Source organism: Streptomyces sp. NPDC002018 (genome assembly GCF_042890865.1).
Taxonomy (GTDB): Bacteria; Actinomycetota; Actinomycetes; order Streptomycetales; family Streptomycetaceae; genus Streptomyces.
Window position 1 is genome coordinate 182,615 of the sequence record NZ_JBIASO010000002.1, and the last position, 18,009, is coordinate 200,623.

Sequence of the window (18,009 nt, forward strand, 5' to 3'; positions counted from 1 at the left end):
CCGGACGGCGCTGCCACACCGGACGGCACCGCCACGCCGGGCCGGGCCGGGCCGGGCCGTTGAGCCGCCGCCCGGGGGCGTGCTCCCGCCCCCATGCCCCCGTGCCTGTGCCCCCGTACCCCCCTCGTCACTCCACTTCCGCCCTCGTCACTCCACGATCTGCCGGCCCTCCGGCTGTGCGCTGCACGAGGCGCGGAAGGCGCAGTGGGCGCAGTGTCCGCCCGTGGTGGGGGTGAACCGTTCGTCCAGCACGCGTCCGGCGGCGGTGGTCAGCAGTTCGCCGACCCACTCCCCCGCGAGCGGCTCCTGCGCCTGGATCCTGGGGAGCTGCTCGCCGCCCTCCTTCTTGGGCGCCGGCTGGCGCAGTTGGACGAGTTCGGCGCCGCCCGGTTCCGGACGGCGGCCGTCGAAGACCTCGTCCACGGCGCCCTCCCGTACGGCGAGCTGGTAGACGGCGAGCTGGGGGTGGTGGGCGACCTCTTCCTTGGTGGGGGCCTGCTTGCCGGTCTTGAAGTCGACGACATAGGCGCGGCCCTCGGCGTCCCGCTCGACGCGGTCCATGGAGCCCCGGATCCGCACCTCGTACGCGCCCGCTTCGAGGGTGACGTCGAACCCGTGCTCCGTGGCGGCGGGGGTGCGTCCGCCGCGGTCCATGACGTGCCAGCGCAGAAAGCGTTCGAGCGCCACGCGCGCGTGCTCCTTCTCCTGCTGGGACTTCCAGGGGGCGTCGAAGGCGAGCGCGTCCCACACGGAGTCCAGCCGTTCCATGAGGACGGCGAGATCGGCGGGGGTACGGCCGGAGGCGACCTCGTCGGCCAGGACATGGACGACATTGCCGAAGCCCTGGGCGGCGGTGGCGGGCTCGTCCGCCTTCACCTCACGGCCCAGGAACCACTGGAGCGCGCAGGTGTTCGCCAACTGGTCCAGGGCGCTGCCGGAGAGCGCCACGGGCTGGTCCCGGTCGCGCAGCGGGACCGCGCTGCGGGTCGGCTCGTACAGACCCCACCAGCGGTGGGGGTGCGCGGACGGTACGAGCGGCTGGCCCTCCTCGTCGCTGAGCGCGGCGAGCCGGGCGAGCCGGCGCGCGGCGGCGTCGCGCAGGGCGGGGGTCGCCTCCGGGTCGACCGTGGTGGCGCGCAACTCCGCGACCAGCGCGGCGACGGCGAGGGGACGGCGGGGACGGCCGGTGATGTCCCTGGGTTCGACGCCGAGTTCGGTGAGGAAGCGGGAGGGCTGGTCCCCGTCGTCGGCGGGCGCCTTGACTGCGGTGACGACGAGCCGGTCACGGGCGCGGGTCGCGGCGACGTAGAAGAGTCTGCGCTCCTCCGTGAGGAGGGCGCCCGGAGTGAGGGGCTCGGCGAGACCGTCACGGCCGATCCTGTCCGCCTCCAGCAGGGAACCGCGGCGGCGCAGGTCGGGCCAGAGACCCTCCTGGACGCCCGCGACGACGACGAGGCGCCATTCGAGGCCCTTGGCACGGTGGGCCGTCATCAGCCGTACGGCGTCGGGGCGCACGGCCCGGCGGCTGAGCGTGTCGGCGGCGATGTCCTGCGCGTCCAGCTCCTCCAGGAAGTTGAGCGCGCCCCGGCCGCCGGTGCGCTCCTCGGCGCGGGCGGCGGCGTCGAAGAGGGCGCATACGGCGTCGAGGTCGCGGTCGGCGTTACGGCCGGCCGGGCCGCCGCGCAGGGCCGAGCGTTCGAGCCGCGCGGGCCAGGTGGTGCCGTCCCACAACGCCCAGAGGGCCTCCTCGGCGGTACCGCCGCCTTCGAGCAGTTCCCTCGCCTTGCGCAGCAGCGCGCCGAGGCGCTGGGCGCCCCGGGCGTACGCCGGATCGTGCGCCACGAGCCGCTGGGGCTCGGCGAGCGCGCGGGCGAGCAGCACGTCGGACGGTGCCGGAACCCTGGTCCCCCCGGCCCGCTCCTCGTCCCGCAGCGCGCGCCCGAGACGGCGCAGATCGGCGGCGTCCATGCCGCCGAGGGGCGAGGAGAGGAGAGCGAGGGCGGTCTCGACATCGAGCCAGCCGACGGCGGCGGACGCGTCGGGGGCGTCGGGGGCGTCGGGGGCGTCGGGGGCGTCGGGGGCGTCGGGCACGATGCCCTCCCCTGTGCTCTCGGCCGTGTCCGACGTGGCCCCGGACCCGGCCCCGGTCGCGGTCCCGGCCGGGGTCCCGGCAGGCGCGGGTGTCGGGTGGATCGACGCGCGGGCCACCGCTCTGAGCGCCGTCAGAAGCGGGGACACCGCCGGTTCATGGCGCAGGGGCACATCGTCGCCGTCCACCTCCAGGGGGACGCCCGCCGAGGTGAGGGCGCGGCGGATGGAGGGGATGGTGCGACCACCCGCACGGACCAGCACCGCCATGTCCTTCCAGGCCACACCGTCCTCCAGATGTGCCCGGCGGAGGATGTCGGCGATATTGTCCAGCTCCGTCGAAGGGGTCGGGAAGGTGTATGTCTCGACTGTGCCTCCCTCCCGGACGGGAACGGGCTCGCGGTGCGCCTGCACCTTCCCCGCGGGCAGCCGGGTCAGGGGCATACGGCGGGTGAGCAGCCGGGTCGCGGCGAGCAGCCCGGCGCCGGAACGGCGGGAGGTGGTGAGGACCGCCACCGGCGCGGGCCTCCCGTCCAGGCGCGGGAAGGCGTACGGAAAGTCCAGGATGCCGTTCACATCGGCTCCCCGGAACGCGTAGATCGACTGGTCCGGATCGCCGAAGGCGACCAGTGTGCGGCCCTGCCCGGCCAGCGCGCGCAACAGCCGGACCTGCGCCGGGTCGGTGTCCTGGTACTCGTCGACGAACACCGCGTCGTACCGGGCGACGAGCCGTTCCGCGACCTCGCGGCGTTCGGCCAGCAGCACGGCCCGGTGCACCAGCTCCGCGTAGTCGAGCACGCCCTGCATGTCCAGGACATCCAAATACTCCGCGAGGAAGGACGCGGCGGCCGACCAGTCGGGCCGGCCCGTGCGGCGCGCGAACGCGCCCAGCGCATCGGGGCCGAGGCCCAGTTCGCGGCTCCGGGCGAGCACCGCCCGTACCTCGTCGGCGAAGCCGCGCGTGGTGAGACACGCGCGCAGTTCGTCCGGCCATCGCACACGCCCCCGCCCCTCGCGCTCCAGATCGATCTGGCCCGCCAGCAGATCCCTCACGGCCACGTCCTGCTCGGGCCCGGAGAGCAGCCGCAGCGGCTCGGTGAAGAGCTCGGCCTCCTGGTGCGCGCGGATCAGGGCGTAGCAGAACGAGTGGAAGGTGGTCGCCTGCGGACCGCGCCGCCCGCCGAGCCGTACGGCCATCCGGTCGCGCAGTTCCACCGCCGCCTTGCGGCTGAAGGTGAGGACCAGGATCCGTTCGGGGTCCGTGCCCCGCCCGATCCGTTCCGCGACCGATTCCACGAGCGTCGTGGTCTTGCCGGTGCCGGGGCCCGCCAGTACCAGCAGCGGCCCCGTCCCGTGGTCAACCACCCCGCGCTGGGCTGCGTCCAGCTCAGGGGGGTCCACCGGGACCGGCGGGGTACGCACCAGCCGGTACGCGCCCGGGGTCCGCTGCCGTACCCGACGGTGCGGGGTACGCCCGGTGAAGGAGGAGGAACTCACGTGGATCGCCGGTCCTGGAGAGGGTGCTGGTGGTGACGGGGGTGCCTGGGGTGCGGGTGACGCGTGCCGACGACGCTACGCCGCCGGACGGCCGGGACGCAGTCCGTCCGCCGGGTGGTCCGTCGGGTGGTCCGTCGTGCGGTCCGCCGTGCGGTCCGCCGAGTGGTCCGTCGTGCGGTCCGTCGTGCGGTCCGCCGAGTGGTCCGTCGTGCGGTCCGTCGTGCGGTCCGCCGAGTGGTCCGTCGTGCGGTTCGCCGTGCGGGACCCCGAGGGCCGCGCCTGGGGAGTCCGCGCGCCCGGAGCCCGCCGCTGCGGAGCCGGTCCGCCGGACGTTCCGAGCGCCGGTCCGCGCGCCGTCGCGTGCGCCTTCGTCCGGTCCGTGTGGTCCTCAGCACCCCCGCGGCACACCCCGCAGGACAGCCGCATGGCGGAAGCTGTCATATGTGAGTCATCTCGTCCGCGCCCGTGCCGTCCCATCTCGCCCGCTTCATGTCCAGGCGCGGCACATGCCCCTCCGCGCTCCGCGCCGCCTCCCGCAGCGGCGTGCCCTCCTCGCGGTAGTGGCCCAGGGCCGCGAGCTCGTGTCCGGGGAGCAGCACACCGTCCGAGCGGACCACGCGCCACCAGGGCACGGCGCCGCCGTAGAGCGCCATGGCACGGCCCACCTGGCGCGGTCCGCCCTCGCCGAGCCACTCCGCGACATCGCCGTACGTCATCACCCGGCCGGCCGGGATCAGCTCGGCGACATCGAGCACCCGCTCCGCGTATCCGGGCAGCCGCCCCGGCTCCGCGGCCGGGTCCGCGGGCGCCCCCGGCGGCTCTCTCGTCGGCTCGTCGTTCCTCATCCGTCCCATCCTGCCGCACGCCACCGACATGTCCCCCGGCGCCGCCATCCGGCCATTCCGGAGCGCGTTCACCCGATCACCCTGTGTACGTACAGCCGCAAAGGGGCGCATCTCGCCCACCCCCGGCCCCCGCAATGCACCCTGATGCCCCCGTCTGTCGTCGGCTCGTGCCACCATCGTCCCGGCGGTGACTGGTGATACGAGATCAAGAAGAGACGGATTCGGTGGAGGAGCGGGCCGTGCAGCCATCTGCGACGGCGGGCACCTCCGGCGTTGAGCCGCGCCCGGAAACGGCCGCCAGGACGCGTACCGCCACGGGCGAGCCCCCTGCCGGGGCCCCCGCCGGGGCCGACAGGACCGCGACCGCTCCGCCCGGCACCACCGCGGCAGGACCGTCAAGACCAGGGACCGCACGCCCCGGCACCGCCCCACCCACGACCACCGGAACCAGCGGCACCACCGGAGCCGCGACCACCGGAACCACCGGTACCGCCGGAGCCGCACGCCCCGGGACCACCGGCTCCGAGGACATCCCGTCGCCCGGGGACCCGGAGAGCCCCGGGGACCCGAAGAGCCCCGAGAAAGCCGAGAACGCCGGGGACGCCGGGGACGCCGGAAAGTCCGGGGACCCCGAGAACCCCGACAACTGCGACACCGCCGCCCCCCACGCCGACCGCGTCTCTGGCGACGAACCGCTTCTCGCGGCCCGCGTCCACCGGCCCTCCGACCTTCTGCGCCTGCTGGTCGGCGTCCTGGCCATCGCCCTCCTCCTCGGCCTCTCCGCCTTCGCCCACGGCACCACCACCGGCCTGGAACAGGACATCACCAAGGGCACGGGCCAGGCCCCCGATCTGATGGTCAAGGTCGCGGGGCTGGTCTCCAGCATCGCCGTGCTGCTCGTCCCCGTCGCCTTCGCGATCGAACGGCTGATCAAACGCGACGGGCTGCGGATCGCGGACGGCGTCCTCGCCGCCGTACTCGCCCACGGGGTGACGCTCGCCACCGACCTCTGGGTCGCCCGGTCCGCCCCGGAGTCCATCCAGGACGCCCTGACCCGGCCCCAGCTCGGCGCCGGGCTCACCGACCCCGTCCACGGCTATCTCGCCCCCGTCATCGCCTATATGACGGCCGTGGGGATGGCCCGCCGGCCCCGCTGGCGGGTCGTGCTCTGGGTGGTGCTGCTGCTCGACGCCTTCGCGATGCTCGTCGCCGGGTACACCACCCCGTTCTCGATCGCCCTGACCGTGCTGATCGGCTGGACGGTCGCGTACGGCACGCTCTACGCGGTCGGCTCCCCCAACGTACGGCCCACCGGGCAGACCCTGATGGCCGGTCTGCGCCATGTCGGTTTCCGCCCGGTCAGCGCGATGCGCGCCGAGGACGTGTCCGACACCGCCGAACAGGGCGACCGGGGCCGCCGCTATCTGGTCACCCTGGAGGACGGGCCGCCGCTCGATGTCACCGTCGTCGACCGCGAACAGCAGGCGCAGGGCTTCTTCTACCGGGTCTGGCGACAGCTCACGCTGCGCTCCTTCACCACCCGCAGCTCCATCCCCTCCCTGCGCCAGGCGCTCGAACAGGAAGCCCTTCTCGCGTACGCGGCCATCGCCGCCGGGGCCAACGCCCCGAGGCTGATCGCCACCTCCGAGCTGGGCCCCGACGCCGTCATGCTCGTGTACGAGCACCTGGGCGCCCGGTCCCTGGACTCGCTGCCGGACGAGGCGATCACCGACGAGCTGGTACGGAACGCCTGGCACCAGGTCAAGGCGCTCCAGTCCCGCCGTATCGCGCACCGCAGGCTCACCGGTGACGCCCTCATGGTGGACCGCTCGGACAAGATCATCCTCACGGAGCTGCGCGGCGGTGAGATCGCGGCGGGCGATCTGGTGCTGCGGATGGACACCGCGCAACTGCTCACGACGATGGGCCTGCGGGTCGGCGCGGAGCGTTCCGTCGCCGCCGCCGTGGAGGTGATCGGCCCGGACGCCGTCGCCAACTGTCTGCCCCTGCTCCAGCCGATCGCGCTGAGCCGTTCCACCCGTGCGACGCTGCGCCGGCTCGCCCGTGAGCGGTCGCAGCGCGAGCGTGAGGCGGTGCTCGCGGCCTCCGAGACCAACAAGCGCGCCAGAGCGGCGGACCTCGCCGCCGAGGACGGTGACCGCAAGGCCGTACGGAAGTCCCTGCGCGCGGAGAAGCAGGCCGAGAAGCGGGCGATAGACGACGCGCTGGACGAGGCGCGCGAGGAGGATCTGCTCTCCCAGATGCGGAGGCAGGTGCTGCTGATCAGGCCGCAGGCGCCGGTCGAACCGGTCCGGCTGGAACGGATCAAACCCCGTACGCTCATCAGCTTCATCGCCGGGGCGATCGCCGGGTACTTCCTGCTCACGCAGTTGACACAGCTCGACTTCAACACGGTGGTCAGCCAGGCGCACTGGGGCTGGGTGGCCGCCGCGGCGGCGTTCTCGGTGCTCAGCTATGTCGCGGCGTCGATGAGCCTCCTGGGCTTCGTACCGGAGCGGGTGCCGTTCCGCAGGACGGTCGCCGCGCAGGTCGCCGGTTCGTTCGTCAAGATCGTCGCTCCGGCGGCGGTCGGCGGTGTGGCGCTGAACACCCGCTTCCTCCAGCGCGCGGGGGTGCGGCCGGGGCTCGCGGTGGCGAGCGTGGGCGCGTCGCAGCTCTTCGGGCTCGGCTCGCACATCCTGCTGCTGCTGTCGTTCGGCTATCTGACCGGTACGGAGAAGTCGGCGTCGCTCACCCCGTCCAGGACCGTCATCGCGGGTCTGCTCACGGTCGCGGTGCTGGTGCTGGTGGTGACCGCGATCCCGTTCCTGCGGAAGTTCGTGGTGACGCGGCTGCGCTCGCTGTTCGCCGGGGTGGTGCCGCGCATGCTCGATGTGCTCCAGCGGCCGATGAAGCTGCTCACCGGTATCGGCGGGATGCTGCTGCTGACCGGGGTGTTCGTGATGTGTCTGGACGCCTCGATCCGGGCGTTCGACAACGGCAACCAGCAGCTCAGCTACGCGAGCATCGCCGTGGTCTTCCTGGCGGGCAGCGCGCTCGGCTCGGCCGCCCCGACGCCGGGCGGGGTGGGCGCCATCGAGGGCGCGCTGACGCTGGGACTGATCGCGGTCGGACTGCCGAAGGAGATCGCCGCGCCGGCCGTCCTGCTGTACCGGCTGCTGACGCTCTGGCTGCCGGTACTGCCCGGCTGGGTGTGCTTCAGCCACCTCACCCGCAAAGAGGCGCTCTAGGGCGTACCGCGAAAGTCCCGCCCGGCGCTCCGGCCCGGCACTCCGGCCCGGCGCTCCCGCCCGGCGCTCCTGCCTGGCACTCCCGCCCGGCGCTCCCGCCCGGCGCTCCGGCCTGGCGCTGCTTTAGCACCACGCCCCAGGGTCCTCCGGCGCCGGGGCCCGGCCGCCACTCGCATGGCCGCCGCCCCGCGCGGCGCGCGCCCCCGGAGCGCACGATGGGTCCATGCCGACCTCCCCCACCCGGCGCGGCACGGCGCTCGCCGCTGTCACCGCCGCCGCCCTGCTGGCCGCCACCGGTTGCTCCGACAGCGGGAGCCCCGACGGCGCCAGCTCCAACGGGGGCAGGGCGAACAGCACGGCCGTGCCGAAGAACCTGGGCTCCCAGCGGCTGCACTGGGCGGCGTGCCCGGCACCGTCGACCGCGGAGGGCGGCGGTACGGCACCGTCCCCGCTGCCCGGCGGCGCGCGGTGGCAGTGTGCCTCGATGAAGGTGCCGCTCGACTACGCCAAGGCGGGCGGTGACACGATCGACCTGGCGCTCATCCGGGCCCCGGCACGTGACAGGGCCCGGCGGATCGGCTCGCTCGTCTTCAACTTCGGCGGCCCCGGCGGTTCCGGAGTCTCCGGACTGCCGTCGTTCGCCCCGGACTACGAGAAGCTCCGGTCCCGTTACGACCTGGTCAGCTTCGACCCGCGCGGCGTCGGCCGCAGCGACCCCGTCGAGTGCAAGGACGCCCGCCAGCTCGACGCGTACTACGCGCAGGACGCCACACCGGACGACGCCGCCGAGCGGAAGACCTTCGTCAACGGACTCGCCTCGTACGCGGCGGCCTGCGAGAAGCGCTCCGGGGAGTCCCTCCCGTATGTCGGTACGACCAACGCCGCACGCGACATGGAGCTGATGCGCAAGGTCCTCGGCGACAAGAAGCTGTACTACTTCGGTATCTCCTACGGGACCGAACTGGGCGGTGTCTACGCCCATCTGTTCCCGTCGAAGGTCGGCCGCGCGGTCTTCGACGCCGTCGTCGACCCCTCCCAGGACTCCGAACAGGGCTCGCTCGGCCAGGCGAAGGGCTTCCAGCTCGCCCTCGACAACTTCGCGAAGGACTGTGTGGCCCGCGGCGACGCCTGCCGACTGCCCGGCACCACACCGAAGCAGATCGAGGGGTTCATCACCGGACTGCTCACCCGGCTCGACAAGAAGCCGATCGCGGGCATCGGCAACCGGAAGCTGACCCAGACCCAGGCGACCAACGGCATCGCCCAGGCGCTCTACTCGAAGGAGTTCTGGCCCTATCTGGAGCAGGGGCTCGACGAGGCCGACGGCGGTAACGGGGCGCTGCTGCTGGCGCTGTCCGACGCGATGAACGGGCGGGACGAGAACGGCGGGTACAGCAATATCCAGGCGGCCAACGCGGCGATCAACTGCGTGGACTCCAAGGAGCGTTACACCCTGGAGCAGACCCGGGCGAAGCTCCCCGAGTTCCGCAGGGCGTCGCCCGTCTTCGGGGACTTCCTCGGCTGGGGGCTGATGAGCTGCTCCAAGTGGCCGGTGCCGGGACAGTGGTCGCACCCGGACGTCAGCGCGCCCGGCGCGGCCCCGATCCTGATCGTCGGCAACACCGGTGACCCGGCGACCCCGTACGCGGGCGCCAGGGCGATGGCCGAGGCGCTGGGCAAGGGTGTCGGGGTCGAGATCACGTACCACGGCCAGGGCCATGGCTCGTACGACAGCGGAAACCCCTGTGTGCAGGGGGCCGTGAACGACTATCTGCTGAACGGCACGGTCCCCAAGGCGGGGACCGTATGCCGATAGGGGGAGCGGCGGCGGCTCCCGCGACGGATCACGCCGCACACCGCCTCGGTTCGGCCTGGACCTCGGTTGTCCTCCACCGCGGGACGGGCTTGAATTGCCCGATGCCCAGACCTCACCGGACAGCCTCCTTGTCCGCGCTGTCCACGTCCGCGCTGTCAACGCTGTCCACGCTGTCGGCGGGACTGCTGCTGCTCGTCGGCGCGCTCGCCGGATGCGGCGGTACGGAGGACACCCCGCCCGACGCCAAGGCCGCCTCCCCGGTCACCGCCGCCCCCGCCCCCGGCACCGTCCAGGGCCGGGCACAGGAAGGGGGAGCGGGACCGGCCTCGCCCGCACTGCCCGGCGCGTTCACCGCCCAGCGGCTCGACTGGGTACGGTGCGCCGCCCCCGAGAAGGCGCGCGGCAGCGGCGCGAAGGCCCCCGGCGCCGACTGGCGGTGCGCCACCCTGGTGGCGCCCCTCGACTACACCCGCCCGGCCGGGGAGACCACCGCGATAGCCCTGATCCGCTCGACGGCCAGGGACAAGGACCGCCGCATCGGCTCGCTCCTCTTCAACTTCGGCGGGCCCGGCGGCTCGGGGGTCGCCACGCTGCCCGGCGCGGCCGATCTGTTCGACCGGCTCCACGAGCGGTACGACCTGGTCGGCTTCGATCCCCGTGGCGTCGCGGAGAGTTCCGGGGTGGTGTGCCGGGACAACAGGCAGACGGAACGCTCCCTCCGTATCGACTCGACCCCGGACACCCCGGCCGAGGAGCGGGTCTTCCTCGACGACTCGGCGGAGTTCGGCGCGGGCTGCGCGAAGCGTTCGGGGCGGATCCTGCCGTATGTGGGGACCACCAGCGCCGCCCGGGACATGGATCTGATGCGCCAGGTGCTCGGCGACCGGAAACTCCACTACTTCGGTTTCTCGTACGGCACCGAACTCGGCGGCGTCTACGCCCATCTGTTCCCGTCGAAGGTCGGCCGGCTCACCCTGGACGCGGTGGTCGATCCGTCGGCCGACTACACCGGCCACTCCCGCAATCAGGCGCTCGGCTTCCAGCGCGCCCTGGAGAACTACTTCAAGAGCCGGGACATCGGGGCGAGAAGCGGCACCGCGCGGGTGGTGAAGCTGCTCGACCGGCTGGACAGCGAGCCGCTGCCGACCGCCATGGGCCGCACGCTCACCCAGGGCCTCGCCCTCACCGGCATCATCAGCCCGCTGTACGGCGAGGAGAGCTGGCCCGAGCTGACCGACGCGCTGGAGGGCGCCGAGAACGGCGACGGCACCGGACTGCTGCGGCTGGCCGACGCGTACAACGACCGTGACGCGCGGGGCCGTTACGGCACCGCGCACCACGCCCAGCGCGCCATATCCTGCGCGGACGCCGAGGGCAGGGTCGACGCGGCCGAGGTCCGCTCCCGGCTGCTGGCCGACTTCAGCGAGGTGTCGCCGGTCTTCGGCCCCTATCTGGCCTGGGACCTGGCCGGCTGGTGCGCGCGGTGGCCGGTCGCCGGCGAGCACGAGACACCGGAGGTGGCCGCGCCGGGCGCGGACCCGATCCTGGTGATAGGAGGCAAGGGCGACCCGGCGACGCCGTACGAGGGCTCCCTGCGGATGGCCGAGGAACTCGGCGAGGGGGTCGGGGTCCATCTCACCTTCGAGGGCGAGGGCCATGGCGCGTACACCACCGGGAACGCCTGTGTGACCCAGGTCGTGGACGACTACTTCCTGCGCGACAAGGTCCCGGCCCCGGGAAAGAGCTGCGCCTAGGCCCTGTCCGGGCAGGGGCCGCGCCAGGAGCCGCCGGCTGTCCGGTCACGACGCTCATACGACGGCCCGCCGCGACGGACGACGAAGGGGCCGGTCCACACGAGGTGGACCGGCCCCTTCGGAACAGAACGGCACGGCAGTGAACCAGTACCCAGCGGATCGGGTACCCGGAAGACCGGGTACCCAGGAGACCGGGTGCCTAGTAGATCGGCTTCTCCGGCTCGATCTGGTTGACCCAGCCGATCACTCCGCCGCCGACATGCACCGCGTCCGCGAAGCCCGCGGACTTCAGCACCGCCAGGACCTCCGCGCTGCGGACGCCCGTCTTGCAGTGCAGGACGATCTTCCTGTCCTGCGGCAGGGTCGCCAGGGCGGTGCCCATCAGGAACTCGTTCTTCGGGATCAGCTTGGCGCCGGGGATCGAGACGATCTCGTACTCGTTCGGCTCCCGGACATCGATGATCTCGATGTTCTCGTCGTCGTCGATCCACTCCTTGAGCTGCTTGGGAGTGATCGTCGAGCCGGCCGCCGCCTCCTGGGCCTCCTCCGACACGACACCGCAGAAGGCCTCGTAGTCGATGAGTTCGGTGACGGTGGGGTTCTCGCCGCAGACCGCGCAGTCGGGGTCCTTGCGGACCTTGACCTGGCGGTACTGCATCTCCAGGGCGTCATAGATCATCAGCCGTCCGACCAGCGGCTCGCCGACGCCCGTGAGCACCTTGATCGCCTCGGTGACCTGGATCGAGCCGATGGACGCGCAGAGCACGCCCAGCACGCCGCCCTCGGCGCAGGAGGGCACCATGCCCGGCGGCGGGGGCTCCGGGTAGAGGCAGCGGTAGCACGGGCCGTGCTCAGACCAGAAGACGCTGGCCTGCCCGTCGAAGCGGTAGATCGAACCCCAGACGTACGGCTTGTTCAGCAGCACGCAGGCGTCGTTGACCAGATAGCGGGTGGCGAAGTTGTCGGTGCCGTCCACGATCAGGTCGTACTGCGAGAAGATCTCCATCACGTTCTCGGCCTCTAGCCGCTCTTCGTGAAGGATCACGTTCACATAGGGGTTGATACCGAGGACGGAGTCACGCGCGGACGCGGCCTTCGACCGGCCGATGTCGGCCTGGCTGTGAATGATCTGCCGCTGGAGGTTCGACTCGTCGACCTCGTCGAACTCCACGATGCCGAGGGTGCCGACACCGGCCGCGGCCAGGTACATCAGAGCCGGGGAGCCGAGACCTCCGGCACCCACACACAGCACCTTCGCGTTCTTCAGCCGCTTCTGCCCGTCCATCCCCACATCCGGGATGATGAGGTGACGGGAGTACCTGCGGACCTCGTCGACGGTGAGCTCCGCAGCGGGCTCGACCAGGGGTGGCAACGACACAGGGACCTCAACAGGGGGTTGGTCGATGATTCAGTACGGTTGTTCTTCCTGCAACACTGCCACGGCCCTTCTCATTCCGAGACACCCGGTCCGACTCGCGAGACGATTTCGTCCCAGTAGCCGGGCAGTGATGCGAATGGTCCGTCATGCCCCGTTCTGGTGCGGTGTTCACCCCTTTCCCCCCGTTCCCAGGCGCCCCGATTCCGTTCGCCCGGCCCGCCGCGGTCCGGCCGGCCGCGGTGGTCGGTGAAGAAGATCGTTCCCGCGCCCTGCCAGCGGGCGATCCTCATCGCCTCGTCGAGATGGCCGCGGGGCACCCCGTGGACGAGATGGACGAAGCGCTCGGGCGGATGGTCGGCGGTCCACTCGGCCGCCTGCGACCAGCGGTAGTCCGTCCAGGGTCCGGAGAAGGTCACCAACTGGTCGGCGGCCTCGGCGTATCCGGGGTGCGGATGGGTTCCGTGCCCCAGGACGAGATGCCCGCCGCCCGGCCTCCCGTACGGCTCCCCCGGCCGTCCGTACGGCTCCCCCGGCCCCCCGGACGACTCCGTCGGCCGTCCGTCCCGTCCCGCGCCCGCCGCCCCGGCGGCCAGTAACGCCTCCAGGGCCGCCGTCGTCCGCCGGATCTCCGGGAGTTCCTCGCGGCCCGTCGGGCACCGGTCGAGGAAGAACCCGCCGACGCGGTACCAGTCGAGGAAGCGCTCCGCCTCCGTGACGATCTCGTCCGGACGGCGGGTGCCGTGGGCCAGATCGATATGGCCGAGCACCCTGGCGCCCGTGCCGATGAGCCGGCCCGCGGCCGCCAGGCAGTGCGGGTCGGGACGGTCTCCGGGACCGTCCGCGACATTGAGGACGGCCCAGTGCAGCGGCGTTCCCGGCCGGGTCAGTTCGGCCCATTCGACCGGTGCGAGCAGCGGATGCGCGTATCCGGGCACGCCGAAGCCGAGCCGGCCCCGCTCGGTGGCGGAGGGCCGGTGGCCGGTCCTGGTCAGATGCGGCACGCCGCCTCCATCCAGATGTCCGCGAGCGACTCCTCCAGATTGATCCGGGGCCGCCAGCCGAGCCGGTCGCGGGCGGTGCGTACGTCCGCCTGCTGCCAGCCGCCACAGCCGTCGGGGTACGGGAAGGGGCCCGCGCCGATGTGTTCGATCGCCGGCTCGCCGCGCGGCGGTCCGATGGTGGCGTGGCCGGGGCGCACCGGCCCCGGGGGCATGTCGAGTTCATGGAGGGCTCCGGCGTAGCCCGCGACCCTCGCCAGCACGGCCGCGGCGTCCCTGAGCTTGACGGCCCGGCCGGTGCCGATGTTGACGATGCCCTGGGCGGCCGAGAGGGACGCGGCGTGCACGGCGCGCGCCACGTCCCGTACGTCCACGAAGTCGCGCTGCACGCCGAGCCCGCCGAGCTTCAGCTCGCCGTCGCCCGCCTGCATGGCCCGGCGCATGGCCTCCGCGAGCCGGCCGAGCGGGGAGCCCGCCGGGGTGCCGGGCCCGACGGGCGAGAAGATCCGGAGCACGATGGCGTCGAGCCCGGAGCCGAGCACCAGCTCGGACGCGGCCAGCTTGCTCACCCCGTACGGACCGCCGGGGCGGGGCACGGCGTCCTCGGCCGTGGACGAGCCGTGCTGGGACGGCCCGTACTCGGAGGCGCAGCCGAGCTGGACGAGTCTCGCTCCGCAGCCGCTGCGGCGCAGGGCCTCGCAGACCGTGGCGACGGCGACGGTGTTGTGCCGGGTCAGTTCGCGGGCACCGCCCCGGGTGGCCCCGGCGCAGTTGATCACGACTCCGGGGTGGACGGCGTCCAGGAAGCGGGTGAGGGCTCCCGGGCTGCCGCCCGCGAGATCGAACCGTACGTCCGCGTCGTCGCCGCGGCCGAGCGCGGTGAGGTGCACGGCGGGGTCGGCGAGCAGCCGGTCGGCCACGAAGCGGCCGAGGAAACCGTTGGCACCGAGCAGCAGAACCCTCATCGCCCCGCCTTTCCGTGCCGACGGGCCTGGGCGGGGGCCGGTGCTGGGGATCGCGGGGTCATGTCTGGTGTCTCCTTCATGGTTTTCCGTGTGGTGTCGCTGTGGTGCGGGGTCGGGTGCGTCGGGGTACGAGGGGCTGGGGCCGGGTGTGCGCCGAGGCCCGGGACAGGGCGACGGCGGCATGGAGGAGCAGGACCAGGGCGGCGGCTCCGCAGGCGAGGGCGGGTACGGCCGAGGAGCCCCACATCCGGACCGCGTGGGTCACCGGGACGGCGAGCGGCTCGAAGCCCGGGAGGCGGCCCGCGAGCACGGACGCGCAGGAGAGGATCTCCACGGCGCAGGCGGCGGCGAGTCCGGCGGTGGCCGGACCGGGGAGGCCGTGGACGGTGAGCAGCCGGGCCAGCAGCAGGAGCGTGCCGAGGGCGACGGTGGGGACGGTCCTGCCGTCTTCGGCGAAGACGAGGTCGGCGCCCGTCGTGAGAGCGGTGAGGGCGCAGACGTACAGTCCGACGAGGGCGAGCAGCAGGGGCCGCACCCGGGCGGAGAATTCGGCGAGTCCATGGCTGTCGGCCAGCCTGCGCCCTGCCCCGACGGAGAAGAGACGGGCGCACCAGGCGGCGGGGACGACGGCGCACGCCAGCGCGGCGAGGGGCGTCACGGTCGCGGGCCACGGTCCGTCGGGCCCGCCGCCGACCAGTTCGTCCAGGAGTCCGTCACCGCAGACCAGATAGGCCAGCAGCCAGTACACCCAGAGACCGGCGGCGGGGACCGTGCGGCCCCCGGCGCGCAGCGGCCCTCGGCGGAGGCAGGCGGAGAGCGCGCCCGTGAGCGCGAGGGCCCCCGCCAGGCCTATCGCGAGCCGCCCCTGTCCGGTGCCGCGCTCCAGCCCGACGAGGGTGAGACAGGCCACGGCCCCGGGCAGCAGCGCGACCACCGCCCACCAGCCGACGCGGGCGCCGGTTCCGTGCGCCGTGCGCGCCGGGGTCCGCCCGCTCGTTCCGTGCGGTACGCGGGCGTACAGCTCGTCGGCGAGGGCGAAGACGTCCCGGTGCCGGAAGCGGGCGGCGGTCCGGTCGGTGATCCCGTGGGCCTCCAGCACGGCGGCGATCTCCAGCGGGTCGACGGCACGCTCGCACAGCTCCCGGTACCGGTGCAGCAGTCCCTTGACCGGGTCTCCGGTCCCGCGCCTGCCGACGGGCTTCCGGGCGGACTTCGCGAGGGGCCTCCCGGCCGGGTCGCCGGGCGGTGGGGTGGCCGGGGAGGCCGTCAGGGGTGCGGCTTCGTCAGACATCGCTCTCCCCCACGCCCACGGACGTACGCTCCGGGAGCCGAGACCGCGCCGCAGGCCGCTGCCGGTCCTGCCGGTCCTGCCGGTCCTGGCTGCCCTGCCTGTCCTGCTGGTCCTGGCTGCCCCGCTGGTCCTGGCCGCCCTGGCTGCCCGCGCCCCAGCGGACGGGGGCGTACAGCTCGGCCGGATAGGCGAAGGGCACGGGGTCCGCCGCGCGCCGTACGGGGGTGCGCGAGACGAGTTCCAGATAGAGGGCGTCGAACGCCGCGAGGTTCCGCTCGACGGTGAACAGTTCCAGTGCGCGGGAGCGCGCCGCCGCGCCCAGCCGGGCGCGCCGCCCGGGGTCGCGCAGCAGCGCGATACAGGAGTCCGCGAGCGCCCGCGGATTGCGCGGGGGCACCACCAGTCCCGTGCCGCCGATGACCTCGACGACCGCGCCGACATCCGTGGAGACCGTCGCGCGTCCGCTGAACATCGCCTCGACCAGGCTGACCGGGAAGCCCTCGACCACGCTGGAGAGGACGACCACGGCCCCCGCCGCATAGGCGTCGGGGAGTCCGGGCATCTCGGGGCCGCCGATCTCCTCGAAGGAGACCGGGTTCTCGCCGTCGCTGTGCGCGTCCACGGCCTCGTCGGGGAAGAGCTGGACGGCCAGGGCGCGGCAGTGCGCGAGATACGCCTCGGCTCCCGGGCCCTGCGCGGGGGCGGCCACGATCCGCAGCCGCGCGCCGGGCTCCGCGGCGCGGACCATCGTGAACGCGTGCAGCAGCGAGATCAGATCCCTGGCGGGCTCGATCCTGCCGACCCAGACGAGCGTGTCCGGATCGCCCTCCCCGGCCCCGGAACCCGCTCCGGAACCTCCGGAACCCGCCGGCGAACCCGCCGCCGAGCCCGCACCGAAGCCGGCTCCGGAACCCGTTGGCGACCCCGCGCCGGAGAAACGCTCCGCCTCCATCCCGGGGTAGACCGTGCGCAGCTTGGCGCGGTCCGCGCCGCACCGTACCTGCCAGCGCCGGGCATGGGTGTTGCCGGGGGTGATGATCTGCGCCTGCCGGTAGATCTCGGCGGCCAGCCGCCCGTGCAGGGCGGCGAGCAGCGCGCGGACCGGTGTGCCGAGCGGCTCGGGGTCCGCCGTAGCGCTTCCCGCGCCCCCGGTCGCGAGATAGTGCGCCCGGAGCTGGACGCCGTACTCCGTGACCAGCAGCGGCACCCCGAAGAAGCGTTTGGCCAGCAGTCCGGGGAGAGCGGCGGCGCCACCGGAGGCGGCGTGGCAGAGATCGACGGCGCCCAGCGCCCCGTCGTCGTACCAGTCCAGCGACAGGGGGCGCAGAACGTGCTCCAGCCGCTCGGCGAAGGCCAGGAGGTCGGACACGGTCGCGGACTGCGCGCTCCGGCGCGCGCCGGGTGTACGACAGGCGGACTCCAGCAGCCGGAGAGCCGCCTCCGAGCGCAGTGCGCCGTGGAGTCCACCGCGCTCCCTGGCGAGCTCCGCGAGCCCGTAGAGCCCGGCCGCGAAGGCATCGGCGCCCTCCACCGGCCGCGCCCCGGCCGCCCCCGCCGCCCCGGCCGTCCCGGCTGCCCCGCGGGCCGTCCCCGCCGTCCCGGCCACCGCACCCGCCGCACCCGCCGTGCCCGCCGTGCCCGGCCCGCCCGCCGCACCCGGTCCGCCCGCCGTCCCGTCCGAGCAGACGGCGACGGCCAGTTGACCGAAGTGCTCCGCGAACCGGCGCCGGTCGCGCCGCCCGTAACCGCGGCCGTCGTCCGCCGGTGCCCAGAGGGGCGCCGTGCGCACGCGCCGGACCCGGCGCGGCAGCTCCGTCCAGCCGCCCGCCTCCTGCCGCGCACTGCGGCTGAGCGCGTAGATGTCGAACTCGTGCTGTGCGAGCCCGCGTACGAGCCGGTCGCACCAGCGTCCGGATTCACCCATGGCATACGGATAGCCACCGTCCGTAAGCAGTCCGATCCGCACGAGCGCACCCCCGATCTCCCTTGTGGGCAGCCGCCGTTGACCGGCGACTCGCAGCGGGACGACCGTAAGCGGATATGCCAGTGGCGCGACGGACGGTTGTCCGTCGCGCCACCGGAAGGGGTGAATGCACGTAACTTTTTCGCACCGGTAGCGTTCTGTC

Annotated in this window: 11 protein-coding genes; 3 read left to right on the forward strand and 8 right to left on the reverse strand. The window is 73.4% G+C overall.

All coding sequences use genetic code 11. From position 1 onward, the window contains the following. Positions 1-147: 147 nt before the first annotated feature. The 3 genes from ACFYYH_RS04305 to ACFYYH_RS04315 form a co-directional block, all read right to left on the reverse strand. Positions 148-3,585: an ATP-dependent helicase gene (locus ACFYYH_RS04305; RefSeq protein WP_388545694.1), complete on the reverse strand. Its 3,438-nt coding sequence runs from the start codon at positions 3,583-3,585 to the stop codon at positions 148-150. Positions 3,586-3,660: 75 nt separating this feature from the next. Further along, positions 3,661-4,026, reverse strand: a complete 366-nt coding sequence (locus ACFYYH_RS04310; RefSeq protein ID WP_388545696.1) for a hypothetical protein — start codon at positions 4,024-4,026, stop codon at positions 3,661-3,663. Then, positions 4,023-4,430 carry an MGMT family protein gene (locus ACFYYH_RS04315; protein ID WP_388545698.1) on the reverse strand — a complete coding sequence of 136 codons (408 nt, stop codon included), beginning with the start codon at positions 4,428-4,430 and terminating at the stop codon, positions 4,023-4,025. Before ACFYYH_RS04315 ends, ACFYYH_RS04310 begins: the two co-directional genes overlap by 4 nt. A gap of 239 nt (positions 4,431-4,669) precedes the next feature. On the opposite strand from ACFYYH_RS04315, the gene ACFYYH_RS04320 reads away from it, so the two are divergent. The 3 genes from ACFYYH_RS04320 (at position 4,670) to ACFYYH_RS04330 (ending at position 11,251) form a co-directional block, all read left to right on the forward strand. Beyond that, on the forward strand, positions 4,670-7,681 hold the full coding sequence (locus ACFYYH_RS04320) for a lysylphosphatidylglycerol synthase domain-containing protein (protein ID WP_388545701.1): 3,012 nt from the start codon (positions 4,670-4,672) through the stop codon (positions 7,679-7,681). A 223-nt stretch (positions 7,682-7,904) separates the two neighbouring features. Further along, positions 7,905-9,497, forward strand: a complete 1,593-nt coding sequence (locus ACFYYH_RS04325; RefSeq protein WP_388545703.1) for an alpha/beta hydrolase — start codon at positions 7,905-7,907, stop codon at positions 9,495-9,497. 101 nt (positions 9,498-9,598) lie between these two features. Continuing rightward, on the forward strand, positions 9,599-11,251 hold the full coding sequence (locus tag ACFYYH_RS04330; protein WP_388545705.1) for an alpha/beta hydrolase: 1,653 nt from the start codon (positions 9,599-9,601) through the stop codon (positions 11,249-11,251). A gap of 199 nt (positions 11,252-11,450) precedes the next feature. Here the strand turns inward: ACFYYH_RS04330 and moeZ are convergent, their stop codons facing one another. The 5 genes from moeZ to ACFYYH_RS04355 form a co-directional block, all read right to left on the reverse strand. Next, the gene (moeZ, locus tag ACFYYH_RS04335; RefSeq protein WP_388545707.1) at positions 11,451-12,629 is read right to left on the reverse strand and encodes an adenylyltransferase/sulfurtransferase MoeZ; all 1,179 of its coding nucleotides are present in this window, start codon (positions 12,627-12,629) and stop codon (positions 11,451-11,453) included. 71 nt (positions 12,630-12,700) lie between these two features. Then, positions 12,701-13,630, reverse strand: coding sequence for a spherulation-specific family 4 protein (locus ACFYYH_RS04340; RefSeq protein ID WP_388545709.1), 930 nt, complete (start codon positions 13,628-13,630; stop codon positions 12,701-12,703). Next, positions 13,618-14,592: an NAD-dependent epimerase/dehydratase family protein gene (locus ACFYYH_RS04345; RefSeq protein WP_388545712.1), complete on the reverse strand. Its 975-nt coding sequence runs from the start codon at positions 14,590-14,592 to the stop codon at positions 13,618-13,620. Before ACFYYH_RS04345 ends, ACFYYH_RS04340 begins: the two co-directional genes overlap by 13 nt. A gap of 76 nt (positions 14,593-14,668) precedes the next feature. Further along, positions 14,669-15,883 carry a hypothetical protein gene (locus ACFYYH_RS04350; RefSeq protein WP_388545715.1) on the reverse strand — a complete coding sequence of 405 codons (1,215 nt, stop codon included), beginning with the start codon at positions 15,881-15,883 and terminating at the stop codon, positions 14,669-14,671. Beyond that, positions 15,876-17,849 carry a DUF3492 domain-containing protein gene (locus ACFYYH_RS04355; RefSeq protein WP_388545718.1) on the reverse strand — a complete coding sequence of 658 codons (1,974 nt, stop codon included), beginning with the start codon at positions 17,847-17,849 and terminating at the stop codon, positions 15,876-15,878. Before ACFYYH_RS04355 ends, ACFYYH_RS04350 begins: the two co-directional genes overlap by 8 nt. Between the last annotated feature and the right edge of the window lie 160 nt (positions 17,850-18,009).

Bases quoted from the DNA above. Each gene is read 5' to 3' on its own strand.
- ACFYYH_RS04330 (WP_388545705.1), top strand. From the start codon at position 9,599: ATGCCCAGACCTCACCGGACAGCCTCCTTGTCCGCGCTGTCCACGTCC.
- ACFYYH_RS04310 (WP_388545696.1), bottom strand. From the start codon at position 4,026: ATGACAGCTTCCGCCATGCGGCTGTCCTGCGGGGTGTGCCGCGGGGGT.
- ACFYYH_RS04350 (WP_388545715.1), bottom strand. From the start codon at position 15,883: ATGTCTGACGAAGCCGCACCCCTGACGGCCTCCCCGGCCACCCCACCG.
- ACFYYH_RS04325 (WP_388545703.1), top strand. From the start codon at position 7,905: ATGCCGACCTCCCCCACCCGGCGCGGCACGGCGCTCGCCGCTGTCACC.
- ACFYYH_RS04345 (WP_388545712.1), bottom strand. From the start codon at position 14,592: ATGAGGGTTCTGCTGCTCGGTGCCAACGGTTTCCTCGGCCGCTTCGTG.
- ACFYYH_RS04315 (WP_388545698.1), bottom strand. From the start codon at position 4,430: ATGAGGAACGACGAGCCGACGAGAGAGCCGCCGGGGGCGCCCGCGGAC.